The 17,280-nt window shown below is 59.2% G+C and carries 13 protein-coding genes, 5 pseudogenes and 1 other annotated feature; of the genes and pseudogenes, 8 read left to right on the top strand and 10 right to left on the bottom strand.

Annotated features, from left to right (window positions below):
- Positions 1-10: 10 nt before the first annotated feature.
- A complete protein-coding gene (locus HJB89_RS26415) occupies positions 11-3,037 on the bottom strand; it encodes a glycoside hydrolase family 38 C-terminal domain-containing protein (RefSeq protein ID WP_221150776.1) in 3,027 nt (1,008 codons plus the stop codon).
- Positions 3,038-3,454: 417 nt separating this feature from the next.
- Entirely contained in the window at positions 3,455-3,829 is a 375-nt protein-coding gene (locus HJB89_RS33855) for a Ref family recombination enhancement nuclease (RefSeq protein WP_409201833.1), read from the bottom strand.
- Positions 3,830-4,022: 193 nt separating this feature from the next.
- Here HJB89_RS33855 and HJB89_RS26405 point away from each other — a divergent pair.
- The 3 genes and pseudogenes from HJB89_RS26405 to HJB89_RS26395 all read left to right on the top strand — a co-directional run.
- Positions 4,023-4,954: pseudogene (locus HJB89_RS26405) on the top strand (IS3 family transposase); the annotation flags it as partial.
- Positions 4,304-4,420: a sequence feature (AL1L pseudoknot), on the top strand. It overlaps the preceding pseudogene by 117 nt.
- A gap of 46 nt (positions 4,955-5,000) precedes the next feature.
- On the top strand, positions 5,001-6,407 hold the full coding sequence (locus tag HJB89_RS26400; RefSeq protein ID WP_221150775.1) for an IS30 family transposase: 1,407 nt from the start codon (positions 5,001-5,003) through the stop codon (positions 6,405-6,407).
- A gap of 4 nt (positions 6,408-6,411) precedes the next feature.
- A pseudogene (locus HJB89_RS26395) lies at positions 6,412-6,714 on the top strand (integrase core domain-containing protein); the annotation flags it as partial.
- Positions 6,715-7,279: 565 nt separating this feature from the next.
- On the opposite strand, the gene HJB89_RS26390 reads toward HJB89_RS26395, so the two are convergent.
- Positions 7,280-7,507, bottom strand: coding sequence for a hypothetical protein (locus tag HJB89_RS26390; RefSeq protein WP_221141813.1), 228 nt, complete (start codon positions 7,505-7,507; stop codon positions 7,280-7,282).
- Between the two features lie 228 nt (positions 7,508-7,735).
- Between HJB89_RS26390 and dinB the strand changes: the two genes are divergently transcribed.
- Positions 7,736-8,824, top strand: coding sequence for a DNA polymerase IV (gene dinB, locus HJB89_RS26385; RefSeq protein ID WP_207584482.1), 1,089 nt, complete (start codon positions 7,736-7,738; stop codon positions 8,822-8,824).
- Here the strand turns inward: dinB and HJB89_RS26380 are convergent.
- Positions 8,821-9,315: an SOS response-associated peptidase family protein gene (locus tag HJB89_RS26380; protein ID WP_221150774.1), complete on the bottom strand. Its 495-nt coding sequence runs from the start codon at positions 9,313-9,315 to the stop codon at positions 8,821-8,823. The genes dinB and HJB89_RS26380 overlap by 4 nt on opposite strands.
- A gap of 43 nt (positions 9,316-9,358) precedes the next feature.
- Between HJB89_RS26380 and HJB89_RS26375 the strand changes: the two genes are divergently transcribed.
- From HJB89_RS26375 to HJB89_RS26365, 3 genes and pseudogenes are all read left to right on the top strand, one after another.
- A complete protein-coding gene (locus HJB89_RS26375) occupies positions 9,359-9,643 on the top strand; it encodes a hypothetical protein (RefSeq protein ID WP_246762817.1) in 285 nt (94 codons plus the stop codon).
- Positions 9,633-10,223, top strand: a pseudogene (locus HJB89_RS26370) (SOS response-associated peptidase family protein). The gene HJB89_RS26375 and the pseudogene HJB89_RS26370 overlap by 11 nt, the downstream one beginning before the upstream one ends.
- Before the next feature lie 168 nt (positions 10,224-10,391).
- A complete protein-coding gene (locus HJB89_RS26365) occupies positions 10,392-11,000 on the top strand; it encodes a J domain-containing protein (RefSeq protein ID WP_207584479.1) in 609 nt (202 codons plus the stop codon).
- A gap of 37 nt (positions 11,001-11,037) precedes the next feature.
- Here the strand turns inward: HJB89_RS26365 and HJB89_RS26360 are convergent.
- The 4 genes and pseudogenes from HJB89_RS26360 to HJB89_RS26345 form a co-directional block, all read right to left on the bottom strand.
- Positions 11,038-11,645: pseudogene (locus tag HJB89_RS26360) on the bottom strand (LysR substrate-binding domain-containing protein); the annotation flags it as partial.
- 331 nt (positions 11,646-11,976) lie between these two features.
- Positions 11,977-13,620, bottom strand: coding sequence for a chaperonin GroEL (groL, locus tag HJB89_RS26355; RefSeq protein WP_221117962.1), 1,644 nt, complete (start codon positions 13,618-13,620; stop codon positions 11,977-11,979).
- A gap of 65 nt (positions 13,621-13,685) precedes the next feature.
- Positions 13,686-13,982 (bottom strand): co-chaperone GroES, encoded by a 297-nt coding sequence (gene groES, locus HJB89_RS26350; RefSeq protein WP_207584475.1) that lies wholly within the window; start codon positions 13,980-13,982, stop codon positions 13,686-13,688.
- Positions 13,983-14,222: 240 nt separating this feature from the next.
- Positions 14,223-14,450 (bottom strand): annotated as a pseudogene (locus HJB89_RS26345) (ISL3 family transposase); the annotation flags it as partial.
- 39 nt (positions 14,451-14,489) lie between these two features.
- Between HJB89_RS26345 and HJB89_RS33850 the strand changes: the two are divergent.
- Positions 14,490-14,807 (top strand): 2'-5' RNA ligase family protein, encoded by a 318-nt coding sequence (locus HJB89_RS33850; protein WP_409201835.1) that lies wholly within the window; start codon positions 14,490-14,492, stop codon positions 14,805-14,807.
- A gap of 491 nt (positions 14,808-15,298) precedes the next feature.
- Here HJB89_RS33850 and HJB89_RS26335 read toward each other — a convergent pair whose 3' ends face one another.
- Positions 15,299-15,445, bottom strand: a complete 147-nt coding sequence (locus HJB89_RS26335; protein ID WP_080753481.1) for a DUF1127 domain-containing protein — start codon at positions 15,443-15,445, stop codon at positions 15,299-15,301.
- A gap of 1,043 nt (positions 15,446-16,488) precedes the next feature.
- The gene (locus HJB89_RS26330; protein WP_207584474.1) at positions 16,489-17,064 is read right to left on the bottom strand and encodes a dihydrofolate reductase family protein; all 576 of its coding nucleotides are present in this window, start codon (positions 17,062-17,064) and stop codon (positions 16,489-16,491) included.
- Positions 17,065-17,280 lie beyond the last annotated feature (216 nt).

Raw genomic sequence — 17,280 nt, 5'->3', positions numbered from 1 at the left:
GAAAGCAACGTCAGGCCCTTTGCAGTCTCCAGGTCCTGATTTCGAACGGCATGATGTCGGCGGGTCCTCTCCGCTCCATCGGCTCTTCGAGAATGTTGAGCGGTTGCGACGCCGACCATCCGGAAGGCAAGGCAACCGCGAGCTGGCCGCGCCGGCCGGCAGGTTCGTAGAGGCGCAGGATCAGGTCGTTGCCCTCTTCTGCCGGTTTCAGGCCCGAGAAGGCGACGGGGGTGCCGGCGATGCTGAGTGGCGCGAAAGACCCGGCGGAGAGATCCTTGGCTTCGGTCGCGACGAGCGGCTGGTTGAGATCGATCGCCTCGTCGAGGACGCCGCCTTCATGCCAAGCGCCTTCATGCGGCATCAGCGCATAGGTAAAGCTCTGTTCGCCTTCGTCTGCCAGCGGATCAGGATAGATCGGCCCGCGCACCAGGCTCATGCCGATCACGTTGCCACGGGCGCTGTGGCCGTATTTGGCATTGTTGAGCACTGCGACGCCGAAGCCGGGTTCGCTGATATCGACGAAACGATGGGCGACGGCCTCGAACATTGCCTGCTCCCAGGAGGTGTTCGTGTGCGTTGCCCGCTCGACGAAGCCGAAGGCGCATTCGAACGTGGCCTTGCGAGCCCGGACGTCGACCGGGTTCAATGTTCGTAGCAGGGTGCGGCGGTCATGCCAGTCGATCGTCGTTTCGATATCAAGCCGTTTGGCGTTGGCTGTCAGCACATAGGTCTGGGTGACGCTTGAATTGCGGTATCGGTGGATGACGCGGATCGCCGCGCGGTGCGGGCCGCTTTCGACGAGGGCGATGCTCTCCGGCGCCTCAAGGCGGACGGCCTTTTCGGCATAATCCGCATCGATATCCCAGGCGTCCCAATTGCGCGGCTTGTCGGCCGGATAGACCCAGAGCTGGTTTGCCGAGCCATCGACCGATTCACGACCCGTCGCCTTGTGGATGAGGCTCGCAACCGCGCCATCCTTGCCGATGATGACGGCGAGATGGTCGTTTTCGAGGCGGTCGGGACCGGCCTTCAGCTCACCCGCCGGCTGGAGTGCGCGCTTGTCGAATACCGCGACGGATAAGGGGGCGACGATATCGGTGGCAGAGACGACAGTGCCGTCGGCAAACGTGGCGCTGAGCGCCCGCGGCGCAAGCGACGGATTGACGACAACGAGCGCATCGGCGATCCCGCCCTTCGGCAGATTGGCCGACAGCACTTGCAATGCATTTGCCTGCTCGTTCCTCGCATTGTCGATGACGCCATCGAGCTCCTGCTCCGCATCCTGATAGACTTCATGGATGCTCGAGCCCGGCAGAATGTCGTGGAACTCGTTCTTCAGCACCACGCGCCAATCCGCTTCGAAGCTTTTGGGCCTGTCGGCGCCCAGCAAATGCGCCAGCGACGCCAGAGTTTCAGCGGTGATCAGCGCCCGCTCCGCCTGGCGATGCTTGCGCTTGACGCCGCTTTGGCTCGTCAGCGTGGCGCGGTGCAATTCGAGATATATTTCGCCGTCCCACACAGGAAGGCTCTTTTCCCCCGCGGTGCGGTGCGCCTGCTCATAGAAGCTTTTGACCGTGCCCCAGCGCGCCTGCGGGATGGCCGGGAAATCACGCAACTGCACTTCGCGCTCGACCATTTCAGGCGTCACGCCGCCGCCGCCGTCGCCGTAACCTACAGCCAGAAGCGAGGTCTCATGCTGCGTCTTGCCGCGGAAATTCTTCCATGTCGGTACGTAGCAATCGGCCTGCACGAAGCCGTTATAACCTTGCATCGGATTGTCGAAGGTGTGGGTCAGCACCCGGCTGCCGTCGAGGCCCTTCCACCAGAAGAGATCGGAGGGAATATGATTGGTCTCGCTCCAATTGACCTTGATAGTGAAGAAGCTGTCGATGCCGCCTTGCCTCAGTATCTGCGGCAGAGCGCCGGAGAAACCGAAACAATCCGGCAGCCAGCAGACCGTGTGGCGCGTGCCGAAGGTCTTTTCGAAATAGCGCTGGCCGTAGAGAACCTGGCGGACGAGGCTTTCGCCGGTCGGCATGTTGGTGTCGGGCTCCACCCACATGCCGCCGACGGTTTCCCACTTTCCTTCCGCGACCTTCTGCTTGATGCGTTCCAGAAGCTCCGGGTCTTCCTCTTCCATCTGCGCGTAATAATGGGCGGTCGATTGGTTGAAACGGAAATCGTCGGAACGCTCCATCAGCGACAGCGCCGTATTGAAGGTGCGCCGCATTTTGCGCCGCGTCTCGCGATAGGGCCAAAGCCAGGCGAGATCGATATGCGCATGGCCGGTCAGCAGCAATTCGCCATTCGGGGGAAACCGCTTCTGCAGCGCCTTCAATCTTGCCGTCAAAGCCTCGAAGGCAGAGGCCGCCGAAGCGCTCTGCTCGTCGGTCAGTCCTGCGGGATTTGCCTCAAGCTCCGGCAGTTCCCAGATCTTCTGCTGCATCACGGCGTCCGACGTGCGGGAGACATAAGCCGCCGTATCCGAGGGCCAGTCGAGGTTGCGAAGCGCATGCTCGGCCGCCTCCATCAGATGCGGCACGACGTCATGCTCGCCCAACACGTCGATCGCTTCGGTAACCTGCTTCAACAGAAGATGCAGACGATGCGCCGGACCGTCGAGCCAGATGAACCGGGCCTTGTTCAGCCTCGGCGCCCGGTTCGGCTCCCCGAACGGAAAGCGGGCGACGCTTTCCGTCGCAATCTGGAAGCGGCGCCCCTTGACCGGAAATTCCTGATGGTAGGGATCGAGGCCGAATGTCTCGCTCTGGCCATCGGGATAGCTCAGCGTGATCAGGCTCTCGCCGCCGAGATCGAGCTGCAGGCGGATATCTTGGAGAGGCCAGCCCGCCGGGGCTTCAGCGCTCGCGGCAAAATGTACGACGCCCCGACGATGCGGCCAATCCTGCTGATGGCCGATCGACTCGCCCTCAAATGTCCAACCCTCGATCGCCGCACTTTGTCGATCCCGCCAATGCGCCAGCTCGGCAATGCGGACTTTGAGGCCATTGAGGCGTTGGGTGATAGTCAGAGACATGGCTTATCCTGTTGAAAATCGACGGCGAACGATCCGGAATCATGGCTTAGGGCGATGAAGATGGTGCGACAGAGACCGCGAAAGCTCGGTCCCGCTCCTCCAAGAGTTCCGAGCCCGTTAGATTAAGTAACTTTGATTTCCCGTCAAGCCCGAAGGAAATTCATTCGACGCCATTCTTGTCGATGTCCCAATCTCATTTCCATTTATCCCAGCTTCCTTTCCCAATGTTCGATAAGTCGCTTCCACCCGTTCAAAAAGGAGGCGAACGAACTCTGCTGGCTGCCAAAGCACCGAGAGGGATGATTGCCCGTACGTCTTGAACCGTTAAATTTGGCGACGACCGCGAAACGGGCATGCCGTGCGCGGGTCGTGGACATGGCGCTGAAGCCTGGGGCGTTGACCAGGAGATAGACTCAGTCATAAGCCGTACGGCGGTGTGTACCGGCAACAGAAATGGCTATGTCCGGGTGGCGCCCGTGGTTCCCGCGTCCGCGCCAACAGCTCTAACTCCGTCCCATATATCGCCTCGAACGTCTTGGTGCCCTTATGGACGGCGTGACCATACGGAAGCGGCGATTGGGCGGAATGGTGATTGAAACACAGCGGAATCGCTTGAGAATGGTGGGCCCGTTGCCCCATCCCCTGTCCGTCACGTGGGTGGTGGATTTCAGCCGGGGGCAGCACCGCTCGCCGGTATCGGGAAGCACCACGGTGCAGCCGAGGGCGGCGACGCGGGAAAGGTGCTGGCGATCGGAGGAATTCACCCCTAGATCCTGAAGGTAAACAGCTCATCTCGTCAATCTGGACGAGAACACGCCAACATGCATAATGCATCACGTGGTGGGGATTATTTTAGGCTCAATTCGACTTAGGTGGGGGATGCCTTTGGTGACTTCTCCCTAAAGGTGCCGTCATTGCGCGTTCCATTGCAGTGAACCGCGCCGGGTTTGCCGGAGGCTCCAACTTCTGAGAAAGTGGAGCCGATATGAGCAAGACAACAAACAAGTTTTCACCTGAAGTCCGCGCCCGAGCAGTGCGGATGGTTTTGGATCACCAAGTCGAATATTCCTCGCGATGGGCAGCGGTTTCCTCGATCGCCGCCAAGATCGGCTGCACGGCGCAGACGCTCAATGAATGGGTGAAGAAGGCGGAAGTGGACGATGGTTCCCGGCCCGGACTCTCAGGCGAAGTCGCCGAGAAGATGAAGGCGCTGGAGCGGGAGAACCGCGAGCTTCGGCAGGCCAACGAGATACTGCGCAAAGCGTCCGCTTATTTCGCGATGGCGGAGCTCGACCGCCCATTGAAGCGATGATCTCCTTCATCGACGAACACCGCTCGGTATTCGGGGTCGAGCCGATCTGCAGACTGCTGCCGATTGCCCCATCAACCTACTACGAGAACGTTGCCAAACGCCTGGACGTGGACCGGCTGTCGGTCCGCGCCCGCAGCGACATTGCATTGAAGATCGAGATACGCCGTGTGTTCGAGGCAAACTTCCGCGTCTACGGCGTGCGCAAGGTCTGGCGGCAATTGAAGCGGGAGGGCTTCGATATAGCCCGCGGCACCGTCGCCCGGCTCATGCGATCGATGGGACTTCAGGGTATTATCCGGGGCAAGCCGATCCGCACGACGATCCCGGACAAGACGGCTCCGAGCCCCCTTGATCGGGTGAACCGCCAATTCAAGGCTCCTGCGCCGAACAGGCTCTGGGTTTCGGATTTCACCTACGTCGCCACCTGGCAAGGCTTCGTCTACGTGGCCTTCGTCATCGACGCCTTCGCGCGCCGGATTGTCGGCTGGCGGGTGAGTCGGACGGCCCATGCAGGGTTCGTCCTCGATGCTTTGGAACAGGCCCTTCATGAGCGGCGTCCCGTTCATGGCGGCGGCCTGCTTCACCACTCGGACAGGGGCGTTCAAGGCAGATTCAACCGGTCGCCGCAACACCGCAAACTTGGAGGTGTTTATGGTGACGGGAAGACGAAAGTCGGAGCACTCAACGCGGCAAAAATTATCGTCGCCAGGTCGGCCACCTGTGTGGCAACGTGAGAACCTCTGCCGGTTCTGGCGAGAGGTGGCGGCGGGCTTGTCTAGCGAAGATGCCGCTGTGGAAGCCGGCGTTTCTGCGCCCGTTGGGAACCGCTGGTTTCGGAGTTCAGGTGGCATGCCTCCCACACATTTGTCGCCCTCAGCGGCACCAATCAAAAGCAGAAGCCTGACCTTCCGAGAGCGAGAGGACATAGCTTTGGAATGCGCTCGGGGTGCTGGCATCCGCGCAATCGCACACAAGCTGGGGCGATCGCCGAGCACAATCTCACGCGAGATCAGGCGCAACTCAGCGACCCGAAGCGGAGACTTCGACTATCGGGCCATTACCGCGCAGTGGCACGCTGATCGTTCAGCGCGACGGCCGAAAGCCGCAAAACTTGCAACCAACCTGGCACTTCGTGACTACGTCCAGGACCGGCTCGCGGGCCTTATTGCCACGCCGGGCGGCGTCGCCTTTGACGGACCTATCGTGGTATGGAAAGGACGACGGGCCGTTCATCGGCAAAGTCGACGTTGGTCCAAAGCCTGGAGCCCGGAACAGATCGCGCGGCGTCTGAGACTGGACTTTCCCGAGGACCCAACCATGCGTATCAGTCATGAAGCCATCTATCAGGCGCTTTACATCCAGGGCCGCGGCGCACTGAAACGAGACCTTTCGGCCTGCTTGCGCTCTGGACGGGCGCTGCGCTTACCCCGCGAACGTGCTCGTAACCGTGGCAAATCCTTCCTTGGTGATGCATTGATGATCAGCGATCGCCCCGCAGAGATTGGCGATAGGGCGGTCCCTGGCCATTGGGAGGGCGATCTCATTCTCGGTCTCAGCAGCTCCGCGATCGGAACGCTCGTAGAGCGCACGACGCGGTTTACAATGCTCCTACACCTGCCACGCATGGAACGTCATGGGATCGACAAATCCATCAAGAACGGTCCTGCTCTTGCTGGGCATGGCGCCGAAGCCGTCCGTGATGCTATCGCCGAAACCATCATGGAGCTACCGGCGCACCTACGCCAATCCCTGACTTGGGACCAGGGTGCCGAGATGGCTCAACACGCACAGCTTCGGATCGACACTGGCCTCGATATCTATTTCTGTGACCCTCAAAGCCCGTGGCAGCGCGGGAGCAACGAAAATACCAACGGCCTGCTGCGACAATACTTTCCAAAGGGCACGGATCTCAGCCAGCATAGCGCCGATGAGATCAACGCTGTAGCGCATGCTCTCAATAGCAGGCCCCGCAAAACGCTGGGCTGGCGCACACCTGCAGAGGCTCTCGACGGGTTGCTCAAATCAGATATGGTCAAGGGTGTTGCGGCGACCGATTGAATCTGCCCAATACGTGTCGATCAAGTATTCGGAGCGACTGGCCGAGGCAGGCATCGAGCCTTCCGTCGGAAGCGTCGGCGACTCTTACGACAACGCCCTCGCCGAAACGATCAATGGCCTCTACAAGGCCGAGGTCATCCATCGGCGCGGACCGTGGCGCAGCTTCGAAGCGGTGGAATTCGCGACCCTGGAATGGGTCGACTGGTTCAACCATCGACGACTTCTGGAGCCCATCGGCAACATTCCGCCAGCCGAAGCCGAGGAGCAGTATTACGCCATGCTGGACGAACCAGCCATGGCCGCATGACTTAAACCAAACAGCCTCCGGCAAACCCGGCGCGGTTCAGCCTGTGTCCACAAGTGCTTTATCACGCGCTACCTCCCACAAGTTGGCTTGGGTGGCGGTTTGATATCCGGTCTTTAGTTCGATACCTCGCTGGTCTTCTATATCTGCGATATCAAGCCGCCTTGTGAAGCGCTGGCCGTTGACGTTTACTTGAATGGTGACTTCGGGAGTACCCCATCCGATCTCTTCATCCCGCCTGACGGCCGCTGAGAATTCCTGAAATCCGCCTCACGGCGCCGCTATGATGATTTCTCCGATACTCTTCATTGTTGGGTTTGGAACCCGCTTTGCAGGCGGATTCCGTTATCGCGTTTCTTTTCTACCAACGTCCTTGATCACAAATAGCGATTGCTAGAAGCTCTTGGTCGGACCTTTCTCCAGCACCTTATGACCGCCGTATTTCCAAGCGGCGCGTCGGGCCAATGGCAGTCTTGAGGTCAGTGCTTGCGCTCGCCCTTGTCAACCCTGCCCAGGCTTGCCTCGTGTTTCGCGGGAGTTGCTTGCCGCAAGGAATGCAGGGCTGAAATCAGCTGGAAGGCGAGTTGTCATTCGCAGGCCCGATCTGCGCGTACCCAGCTTGTGACAGGTGCTCCTGGACGCTCGCGTGAATCAGCGCGGCCTCCACCTCGCCCAAGCTGAGCCCCTTATCGATCCCATAGTCCACGATAGTGTCGACCGGGACGCTGTCGGTCACGTTCATGGCGCGCATAGCCATGAAGTCCAGGACAAAGCGGTTATGAGCATCGGTATCCACGGCGCCTCCTGTCTGCCTGACAGATGCGGCAAACATCGCACGATTCCTGCGCGCTGTGAAAGCAGGATGGTTAAGACGCCGTGACGGAGAACGGCGTGATGGACAGGCTTCGGCGGCAGGGGCCGAGGCGCCCATTGAAACGGTTGATATCGCGCTCAAGCCTGCTATGTTCTCGATTTGTTTCGGCGCAAGTCATATGCCGATCCCATTGCCATCGCTGAAGCCGCCATGAACGACATGAGTTCGACTCCCGTCCGAAAAATCGTCCATGTCGACATGGACGCGTTTTATGCGTCGGTCGAGCAGCGTGATAACCCGGCATTGCGGGGCAAACCGATTGCCGTCGGCGGCTCGGCCGCTCGCGGCGTGGTGGCGGCGGCGAGCTACGAGGCGCGTGTCTATGGTGTCCACTCCGCGATGCCATCGGTGACCGCCAAGAGAAAATGCCCGGATCTGATCTTCGTGCCGCCGCGCTTCGATGTCTACAGGGCGGTGTCGCAGCAGATCCGCGAAATCTTCACCGAATACACGCCTCTGATCGAGCCGCTTTCGCTCGACGAGGCCTACCTCGATGTTACCGAGAATCTCAAGGGCATGGAGATTGCCACCGAGATCGCGCTGGAGGTCCGCGCCAAGATCAAGCATGTCACCGGCCTCAATGCCTCGGCCGGGATTTCCTACAATAAGTTCCTCGCCAAGATGGCGAGCGATCTGAACAAGCCCAATGGCCAGGCTGTGATTACGCCGAAGAACGGGCCGGCCTTCGTCGTGGCCCTGCCCGTCAAGAAATTCCATGGCGTCGGCCCCGCGACGACTAAGAAGATGCACCGGCTCGGGATCGACACCGGCGCCGATCTCAAGCAGCAGACCCTCGAATTCCTGGTCGAGCATTTCGGGACGTCGGGGCCATATTTTTACGGCATTGCCCGCGGCATCGACGAGCGCCAGGTCAAGCCGAACCGGGTGCGCAAATCCGTCGGCGCCGAGGACACCTTCTCAGAAGACCTCCATACCGTTGAGCCGGCCCGTGAAGGGCTTCAGCCGCTGATCGAAAAGGTGTGGGCTTATTGCGAGGCCAATGCGATCGGCGCCAAGACGGTGACGCTCAAGGTCAAGTATGCCGACTTCAACCAGATCACCCGCAGCAAGACGGTTCCCGCACCTCTGGCGGCGATCACCGAGTTGGAGGACATCGTCAGCCTTTTGCTGGTGCCGATCTTTCCGCCCCGAAAGGGCATTCGCCTGCTCGGCGTCTCACTGTCGTCGCTGGAGCGGCGGAATTCCGGAACGCAGCCGCAGTTGCGGTTGGCGCTTTAGACAGCCAGCATCGGCTGGGCAGAAGCGCCCGCGTGGCGCTTGAGCCGGAACGTCCGCGCCGCTAGCGGCCGTAGGATTTCCTCTTCGGGCACAAGTTCGTCGAGCCAGGCCATGCGTTGGTGCCGTGTCAGCACCGCCATCTGCCGGTCGTGGAACGGCGCGATATCAGGGTTCGCTTCAATCGTCAGGATGGCGTAGGCCTCCGGCCAGTCCTCGGTTGCCGGCCGCCAGATCCCCGCGAAATAGAACCAGTCGCCATTGGTGAGCGAGAAGCTGAAGCTCTTATGGCGAAACTCCGAGGCCGGCACCAGGCAGCGGTGGGTCGGGAACGTCCGTCCTTCCGATCGGACGACGTTGACGGCGCGGGGGCCGCCGTCGCGCGGGCGCAGTCCCCACGGCAGTTCCACCATCTCCACATCGCCGTCATGGCGTCTTATGATGACGCGGCGCTTGTCGAGTGGGGCGTCGGACTGGAAAACGGTCGCGTTCATAGTGATTGGAACATATCAGGAACGCGTACATTAGACAAGGTCGATGGATAATCGTGTGCGGATAGCCGAAAGCTGCTACTCTCAATGGATGCGCCCAAATGAGACCGAACTTCAGATGGTCATGCGGCATGTTCGCGATGGCGCCGCCATCGTCGCGCGCCAAACTGCGCTGATCAAAAGACTGGCTGGTCTCCCCCTGCCGACAAGACAAGCTGAAGACCTCCTCGTTCTGCTGGAGCGCATACAATCCGAGCACATATTGCACCTGCAGCGCCTCGGTCGTGAGGTGATGGCACCCACATTCGAAGGGAAGAGCAATGTGCAATGATTATCGGCTGATGGTGGATGTCGCCTCGGTTGTCGAGGATTTCGCCCACCTCAAGATCAAGATCCGTTTCGGTGAAGGCGCGCCGAACCTCGAAGCGCGCGAAGACATCAAGATAACCGATGTCGGCCCCATCGTCAGGACGATCGATGGTGTCCGCGACGAGGCCGAGCTCGTGCAGCGGCGCTGGAGCTGGCCGGGGCCGAACAAGCGGCCGGTCTATAATTTCCGTTCGGAGGGACGGGAGTTCACCTCCAATCGCTGCCTGATCGTTGCCGACGGCTTTTACGAGTTCACGGATCCAAAGGATGCCAAAAAGAAGCGCAAGGACAAGTGGCTATTTACCAAGAAGGACGAGCCGATTTTCTGCATCGCCGGCATCTGGCGCGAAACGCCGGAGATCGGCTAGGCCTTCACTATGCTGACGATGGAGCCGGGGCCGGACATCGCGCCGTACCACGACCGGCAGATTGTCATCCTCGAGCGCAACGCGTGGGCCGACTGGCTCGATCCAACTGTTTCTGCGAAGTCATTGATCAGGCCGCTTTTAGCGGGAACGCTATCGGTGGAGCAGGTCGGTTGACCGATAATCGCTGATTACACGTGACGTATGGAAGTGAGATTCGCCGTCCCCCGGCAGTGCGTTTGCTCGAACCCTCGCCCTACCTGACCTGTAGAGGCGAACTACTGAAGCTGTGTCCTGCACTCGCCTTGCCTTGTTAGCGTCACGGAAGCAGTCATATAAGGCGCGATGAATTCAGATTCCAAAATATTCGTTGGCTTGCGACCCCTCCGCAAAAAGACAGATTCGAACCGGAAGCCGGATGGTCCGAAATGCCAATGGGACGGGTGCCAAAAGGGCGGCATTCACCGCGCTCCCGTCGGACGGGATGGAGAGGGATTGTATCTGCTCTTCTGTGCCGAGCATATGAAGGACTATGGCAGAGGCTACAATTTTGCGAGCAATCTGTCCGATCCTGTCGTCGCTCGCTATCAGAGAGAAGCGGCAAGCGGCGCCCGTCCGACCTGGGGAAGCAGGATCCGTCAGCCTGCGGAGGCAGCGCTCCCCTTCACGGTCCGATCTGGTTCTGCAAAGGCGATGAATGCCCGCAGAAACGCTGCAGAACGTCAGGGGGCAAGAGCGGATCTTCAACGGCGCAAGCTGAAAGTGCTGGAAGCCAAAGCGTTCGAAACACTCGGCCTTCTGCCGGAGGCAAGCCCCGAGCAAATCAGAAGCCGCTACAAGCAGAAGCTAAAGATGCACCATCCTGACGCTAACAGCGGAGATCGGAATTCGGAGGACGAGCTTCGGGCTGCAATCGACGCCTATAAGATCCTCAAATTGAACGGCTTTTGCTGAACAAAAAGAGCGCTGGCGAGCAGCGGCTCGACCTCCATTAACGGCCCGGCCGCACGAGCGAGCGTGCAATATCGATGGGGTCGACACGCGAGGCGGTTGGGTCTTTTCTGTTCCAGGCGACACCGAGCCCCGATCTTGAACCGACACCCCTCACCCTCTTCAGCTCGAACCCGCGGTTCGGCAGATCCTGCGTCCATTCCGGGACGAAACCGATGCCAAGCCCGGCGGAGAGAAGCGATACAGCGAGAAGGTGTCGCCGCAGGGGTAGGCGACATTGCCGCTCAGATCGTGCTCCTTGAATTTTTCCGCAAAATAACGCTCGCTGTAGGAGGGGTTTTGGCGGGAGAAGGAGATGATCTTCTCCATCCTCGATGGCGGTCTCGCTCTTGGCGGACAATGGCCTGGAACGGCCAGGAGATAACGAGAAAGAAGCGTAAGGAGCCGCTCCACCTGCCGGATGAAGCCGAGATTGATGCGGCCTGCCTCGATATGGCGGATACTGTCATCGGTGGTACCGCTTTCGATATGCTGGCGGATATCGGGATATTTGCGGGCAATGCCTGAGAGGAAGGACGGCAGCATGCCGATCGTGGCGGGATAGACGGTACCGATCGCAATCTTTCGCGCCGTCTTGCCGGCGACCGATCAGGCGATCTAGCAAAAGTTACCGCGAACACTGTCAGCCGCGTTGAGCAGGACGATTTTGGACCGCGGGGCGCGCAGCCGGTTACTACCATTGGCGCGATAGGTATCGGGCGCCGGCACTGTGAGCCGCTTCGCGGGTCTTACCACAGGATCACAAACGGTGACCTGGACCCGCGACTGGTAACTCAGCATCCTGTGGCAATTGCCATCTGCCGCTCGGCCGCGGACGCGGTCCGTGGATATTATAACGTCTTGCTTTTTATTGGCGCAGCTTGGGCTTTGATAAAAGCCCAAGCTGCGGAGTAATTCCGGGAGCTCCGGAGCGGACCCGTTACATCATGCCGCCCATGCCGCCCATGCCGCTCATGTCAGGCATGCCGCCGCCGGTAGCATCCTTCTTCGGCAGATCGGCAATCATGGCTTCTGTGGTCACCAGCAGGCCGGCAACCGAAGCCGCGTTCTGCAGGGCGGTGCGCACAACCTTTACCGGATCGACAATCCCCATGGCGATCATGTCGCCATATTCAGACGTCTGAGCGTTGTAACCGAAGTTGTCGGTATTGCTTTCCAGGATCTTGCCGACCACGATCGAACCTTCGTCACCGGCGTTTTCGGCAATCTGGCGAACCAGCGACTGAAGTGCCTTGCGGATGATCGCTATACCGGCGTTCTGGTCGTCATTCTCGCCCTTGATATCGAGGACGATGGAAGCGCGCAGCAGAGCTGTGCCACCGCCTGGAACGATGCCTTCTTCAACAGCCGCGCGTGTGGCGTTGAGCGCGTCGTCGATGCGATCCTTCTTTTCCTTGACTTCGACTTCCGTCGAGCCGCCAACGCGGATGACGGCAACGCCGCCAGCGAGCTTGGCAAGGCGTTCCTGCAGCTTCTCGCGGTCGTAGTCGGAGGTGGTTTCCTCGATCTGAGCCTTGATCTGGCCGATGCGACCGTCAATATCCGCCTTGGTGCCCGCACCATCAACGATGGTAGTATTCTCCTTGGTGATAGAGACCTTTTTGGCACGGCCGAGCATCTCGAGCGTGACGTTTTCGAGCTTGATGCCGAGGTCTTCGGAGATGACAGTGCCGCCGGTCAGGATCGCCAGATCCTCCAGCATGGCCTTGCGGCGGTCGCCGAAGCCAGGAGCCTTGACGGCAGCGATCTTGAGGCCGCCGCGCAGCTTGTTGACGACGAGCGTCGCGAGAGCTTCGCCTTCGACGTCCTCGGAAATGATGAGCAGCGGCTTGCCACTCTGGACGACTGCTTCCAGGATAGGAAGCATGGCCTGCAGATTGGAGAGCTTCTTTTCGTGCAGCAGCACATAGGCATCTTCCAGTTCAGCCACCATCTTTTCGGCATTGGTGACAAAATAGGGGCTAAGATAACCACGATCGAACTGCATGCCTTCGACGACTTCGAGCTCGGTTTCGGCGGTCTTGGCTTCTTCGACGGTAATCACACCCTCATTGCCGACCTTCTGCATCGCGTCGGCGATATACTGGCCTATTTCCTTCTCGCCATTGGCCGAGATGGTGCCGACCTGGGCAATCTCTTCCGATGTGTTGATCTTCTTGGCCTTGGCCAGCAGGTCCTTCACGACCGCGGTAACGGCGAGATCGATGCCGCGCTTCAGGTCCATCGGGTTCATGCCGGCTGCAACGGCCTTGCCGCCTTCGCGAACGATCGCCTGGGCGAGAACGGTAGCTGTGGTGGTACCGTCGCCAGCGACGTCATTGGTCTTCGAAGCGACTTCGCGGACCATCTGGGCGCCCATGTTTTCGAACTTGTCGTCCAGTTCGATTTCCTTGGCGACAGCGACGCCGTCCTTGGTAATGCGCGGTGCGCCGAAGGACTTGTCGATCACGACGTTGCGGCCCTTCGGACCGAGCGTGACCTTCACTGCATCGGCAAGAATATCGACGCCCCGCAGCAGCTTCTCGCGTGCATCACGGCCGAATTTGATCTGTTTCGCAGACATGGAATAACTCCCGGGCCATTGGCCCCATGGTCTTCGTCAAAAGGAAATAAGGAAGCGGCCGAAGATCAGGCGATGACGCCCATGACGTCTGCTTCCTTCATGATCAGCAGGTCTTCGCCGTTGAACTTAATCTCGGTGCCGGACCACTTGCCGAACAGGATGCGATCGCCCGCCTTGACATCGAGGGGAACGATCTTGCCGCTCTCGTCGCGTGCGCCGGTGCCGACGGCGACGATTTCGCCTTCCTGCGGCTTCTCTTTGGCGGTGTCGGGAATGATGATCCCGCCCTTGGTCTTGGCTTCAGCCTCGATACGGCGCACGACGACGCGGTCGTGCAGCGGCCGGAAAATGGTATTAATCATTTTGGGGTTCCTCAACGGGGTCGCGGCCGAATGGCCAATCCCGATACCTCACCTTAGCAGTCTTGCGTTGAGAGTGCCAGCGAGGATTCGTGTCATGCCGGTATTTGTCGAGCCCATTGCGTTGCAGCGCGGTCGAAGACCGTACGCGGTAGCGCACCTAGATCGCTAGGGCCAAGTCTGCAAGAAGGGTCGAAATCGACGTGAGATGTATATGCTCTCATGCATCGGCGCGTATGTATGCCTGATATCGTGAAACAGATACCGCCCGCAGCGATTGCCATCTTTCCAACACTGGGTAAGAAACGCTTCGAAGTATAAAGGGAATGTGGGCTGCAGTGCAGCCCTGCGTCGATCGGGTGGGGATTCGAAAGTCAGCCATTTCGCGATGCTGTGTCGGCCATATCCGGTGCGACGTGCTATCTCGGAGCATGACAAACCTTCTTTGCTCAGGGCATGGACCGTATCGAACACCTGCCTGGCGAATAGGCTTCAGCCAAATATAGCCCAATCACAGCCGACGTCAGTGGCCTTCGTCATCTCGGCACTGGCGTTGCCTTCACGATTGCCAGCCCGGACCTTCAGGGCATCCACGCCAAGCTGAGGGGTGAGTTCATCCCCTGGTTGGGTGGCCAGGACATGCAGAAGTGGCAGCCCCACATCACGATCCAGAACAAGGTCTCGAGGTTGGTAGCGGATACTTTGCACGTGTCGCTCGTGAGAGAATTTCGACCGCATCCTATCGAGATTGTCGGCCTTGATCTGTGGCGGCATCTGAATGGTCCGTGGCAGCACGAAACGTTCGCGATGTTTGGCAAGGTTCCCTGACACGGATCACCGCACCAGGGGCCGGAGCTGCTGCACAGTCAGCCTAATACGAGCCGCTGAGGGGTTTTCAAGTGGGGTTCGGTGCTCTCGTCCACAATTACCCCTCAAACTGCCAAGCGACACCGACGAACGCCCGTCCCAAAACGAAAAAGCCTGCCGCGGGAGGAGGTGCGGCAGGCTTTCGAAAAGAACCGAACAACGACTGGGAGGAGGAGTGCCGCTGTTCCAATAGACGTCCCTTGGGAGGAGGAGTGGGCCGTCTGAAACACGAAGCTCTGCGGGAGGAGGTGCATTGCTTCGATGAGGATTAAGATATGCTATCGTCGCGGATTTAACAGTCTCAATGCTGCAGTGCAGGTATGCGCGAGAGCCATAGCTCCATATCTCGCAAAAGCGTGAAGTTGAATGAGATAAGCTCTCACTATCTTGAAACGAAAACGCCCGCATCATCAGCGGGCGTAGAAGCAATCAAAAGTGGGCAAGTACCCCTGTTAGCGAGCAACCGATGCGCGGGCAACGCTGCGAATATCCGCGCGGTCAATGCCAAGGTCTTGCAGTTCGCGACTGGACATGCGGCCAAGTTCGGTAACGGTCTGACGGAACTTGCGCCAGTTGTTGAAAGAGCGTGCTACGTTCATAATAATCCCCTTTCCGGAGAGCTTTTGACGTCAGCAACCCTTGGTCCCGGCGTCGTTTCGATGATTGGAATATAGTCCTTTCAATCGGTTTAAAACAGTGACCATAACTCACGCCACCCATGCGTCTGGCGCAAAGGTTTGAGGGGTTCTGCTTGAACGCTATGCAGATCGAGCCCTGAACCGATCGAAGGCCGTGAGGCGCTTGATCGCAGAGGCTCAGCCACATGCAGGCATGCTCCAGCGTCCGCGCCATGGGTAGGGTCGCAGAATTGATGCCTCCAAAGGACGTTCGCAGGCGCTGCTTTGGCTTAGACCTGAACAGCTTGAGTCTTCCCTGCAACACTCCGAGCAGAAAGCTCGCCAAAGGGGTTAGAAACGATCTTCACTATCGCCAAACTGGTCCGGCGCAGCCATCGTCGGATGGCAAATTCCAAATTGCCCCAAGGAGACCAAAATGCGGCGAGATCCTCTGACCGAACGGGAGACACGCAGGAAAATCTCCGATCCTTACGATGTCGATTACTTCGCGAAGAAACACGGGATAAGCTCCAAGGACGCATCGCGAATTATTAACCTGCATCGTTCTGATCGCGACTCGTCAGACCGGGCCGGATACCAGTTGAAAAGCACGCTGTGAACGCGTTCGTCCATCTTGCTCTCTAAGCCTTGAGCCACCGAGCGCGTTGCAGCCAAAAATAGCTCTGTGGCCGAGAGGTTAGAACGCGCGACCTCATCTTACAGGCCGACTACCCGACGAAGCGGCATGTACCGGCGGAACTTCGCGTCGTCTTTCGACACCTGATGCGGAGTTTTAGCGGTAAGCCGCATGGGATCTCGAGGGAAATGACTTAGCGAAACTCTGTGTTGTGGGATTCGAACTGTCAGCGTCCCATTCGCGGCGCAAATTATTCCGCTTGCTGTCCGTTTATCCACCGGTCGCCTTGAAGGGAATCGAACCGTCGACCACGTCTTTTGAGGCGGCGCGGGGCATAAACGGTATTTGTGGGACTGGACCCTGGTCAGACAGGGCTGGTTGCGTTCGCTTACTTCACAATGCGATAGGCGATATGCCGAGCGAGTGGCGTGTCGAGCATGCTGGTGGGCTCAAGCTTGATCTGGTTGGGCAGCGTGTCGAACAGGCGACTCCCAGCACCAAAGAGCACCGGCACGATATGCAACTCGATCTCGTCGACAAGCCCGCCGGCCAGTGCTTGGCGAAAGACGTCGGCTCCGCCCATGAGGCTCACATCCTTGCCTCTGGCCGCCGACTTCGCCTGCTTCACCGCGTCGGGAATTGTCCCAACCGCGTGATAGATTCCAGTGCTGTGCGAGGCGAGTAACGGCCGGTGAGTGACGACGAAAAGCGGCAGCTTTAACGGCCCCGTCGGCCCGTTCTCATCCCAGTATGGGATCGAGTCGTCATAGCATTTGCGCCCGCAGATCACGCTGCCAACATTGCTGGTGAGGCGCTGCACATATGCATCGCCCTCTGCACCGCTGTTGAAGAACCATTCGTGAAGAAATTCGCCGTTCTTGCCGAGTGGTTCCTCCCTGGTCTGGTTTCCTGCGGTAATGAAGCCGTCGAGCGACATGCTGATATTGAAAGCGACCTTGGTCATTTGCATCTCCGTGACCGATCGGTTGCGGTTACGCCTTCATGACGAATGAGAGTCGGTCAAATCTACATCGGGGACAAAAAATAACTCGTCGCGGCCTCTTGAAGCGTCCGAACTCCTCTGTGATGCACGGCATCTATCCGCAGCAGATTCCGGCAGCCACGCAAGGTGAATGAAGCCGCTCCTAAAGACTGCTCTCCGCCCCTCCCCACTTCGGCT

The sequence above is a fragment of the Rhizobium sp. NZLR8 genome, assembly GCF_019685025.1.
GTDB lineage: Bacteria > Pseudomonadota > Alphaproteobacteria > Rhizobiales > Rhizobiaceae > Rhizobium.
The sequence above is the reverse complement of the archived record's forward strand: the minus strand, read 5'-3'. Positions and strand labels throughout refer to the sequence as shown.

Excerpts from the sequence above, each read along its gene's own strand:
- HJB89_RS26415 (WP_221150776.1), bottom strand. The coding sequence starts at position 3,037 with ATGTCTCTGACTATCACCCAACGCCTCAATGGCCTCAAAGTCCGCATT.
- HJB89_RS33855 (WP_409201833.1), bottom strand. The coding sequence starts at position 3,829 with ATGAGCTGTTTACCTTCAGGATCTAGGGGTGAATTCCTCCGATCGCCA.
- HJB89_RS26400 (WP_221150775.1), top strand. The coding sequence starts at position 5,001 with ATGGTGACGGGAAGACGAAAGTCGGAGCACTCAACGCGGCAAAAATTA.
- dinB (WP_207584482.1), top strand. The coding sequence starts at position 7,736 with ATGAACGACATGAGTTCGACTCCCGTCCGAAAAATCGTCCATGTCGAC.
- HJB89_RS26380 (WP_221150774.1), bottom strand. The coding sequence starts at position 9,315 with ATGAACGCGACCGTTTTCCAGTCCGACGCCCCACTCGACAAGCGCCGC.
- HJB89_RS26375 (WP_246762817.1), top strand. The coding sequence starts at position 9,359 with ATGGATAATCGTGTGCGGATAGCCGAAAGCTGCTACTCTCAATGGATG.
- HJB89_RS26365 (WP_207584479.1), top strand. The coding sequence starts at position 10,392 with ATGAATTCAGATTCCAAAATATTCGTTGGCTTGCGACCCCTCCGCAAA.
- groL (WP_221117962.1), bottom strand. The coding sequence starts at position 13,620 with ATGTCTGCGAAACAGATCAAATTCGGCCGTGATGCACGCGAGAAGCTG.
- groES (WP_207584475.1), bottom strand. The coding sequence starts at position 13,982 with ATGATTAATACCATTTTCCGGCCGCTGCACGACCGCGTCGTCGTGCGC.
- HJB89_RS26335 (WP_080753481.1), bottom strand. The coding sequence starts at position 15,445 with ATGAACGTAGCACGCTCTTTCAACAACTGGCGCAAGTTCCGTCAGACC.
- HJB89_RS26330 (WP_207584474.1), bottom strand. The coding sequence starts at position 17,064 with ATGACCAAGGTCGCTTTCAATATCAGCATGTCGCTCGACGGCTTCATT.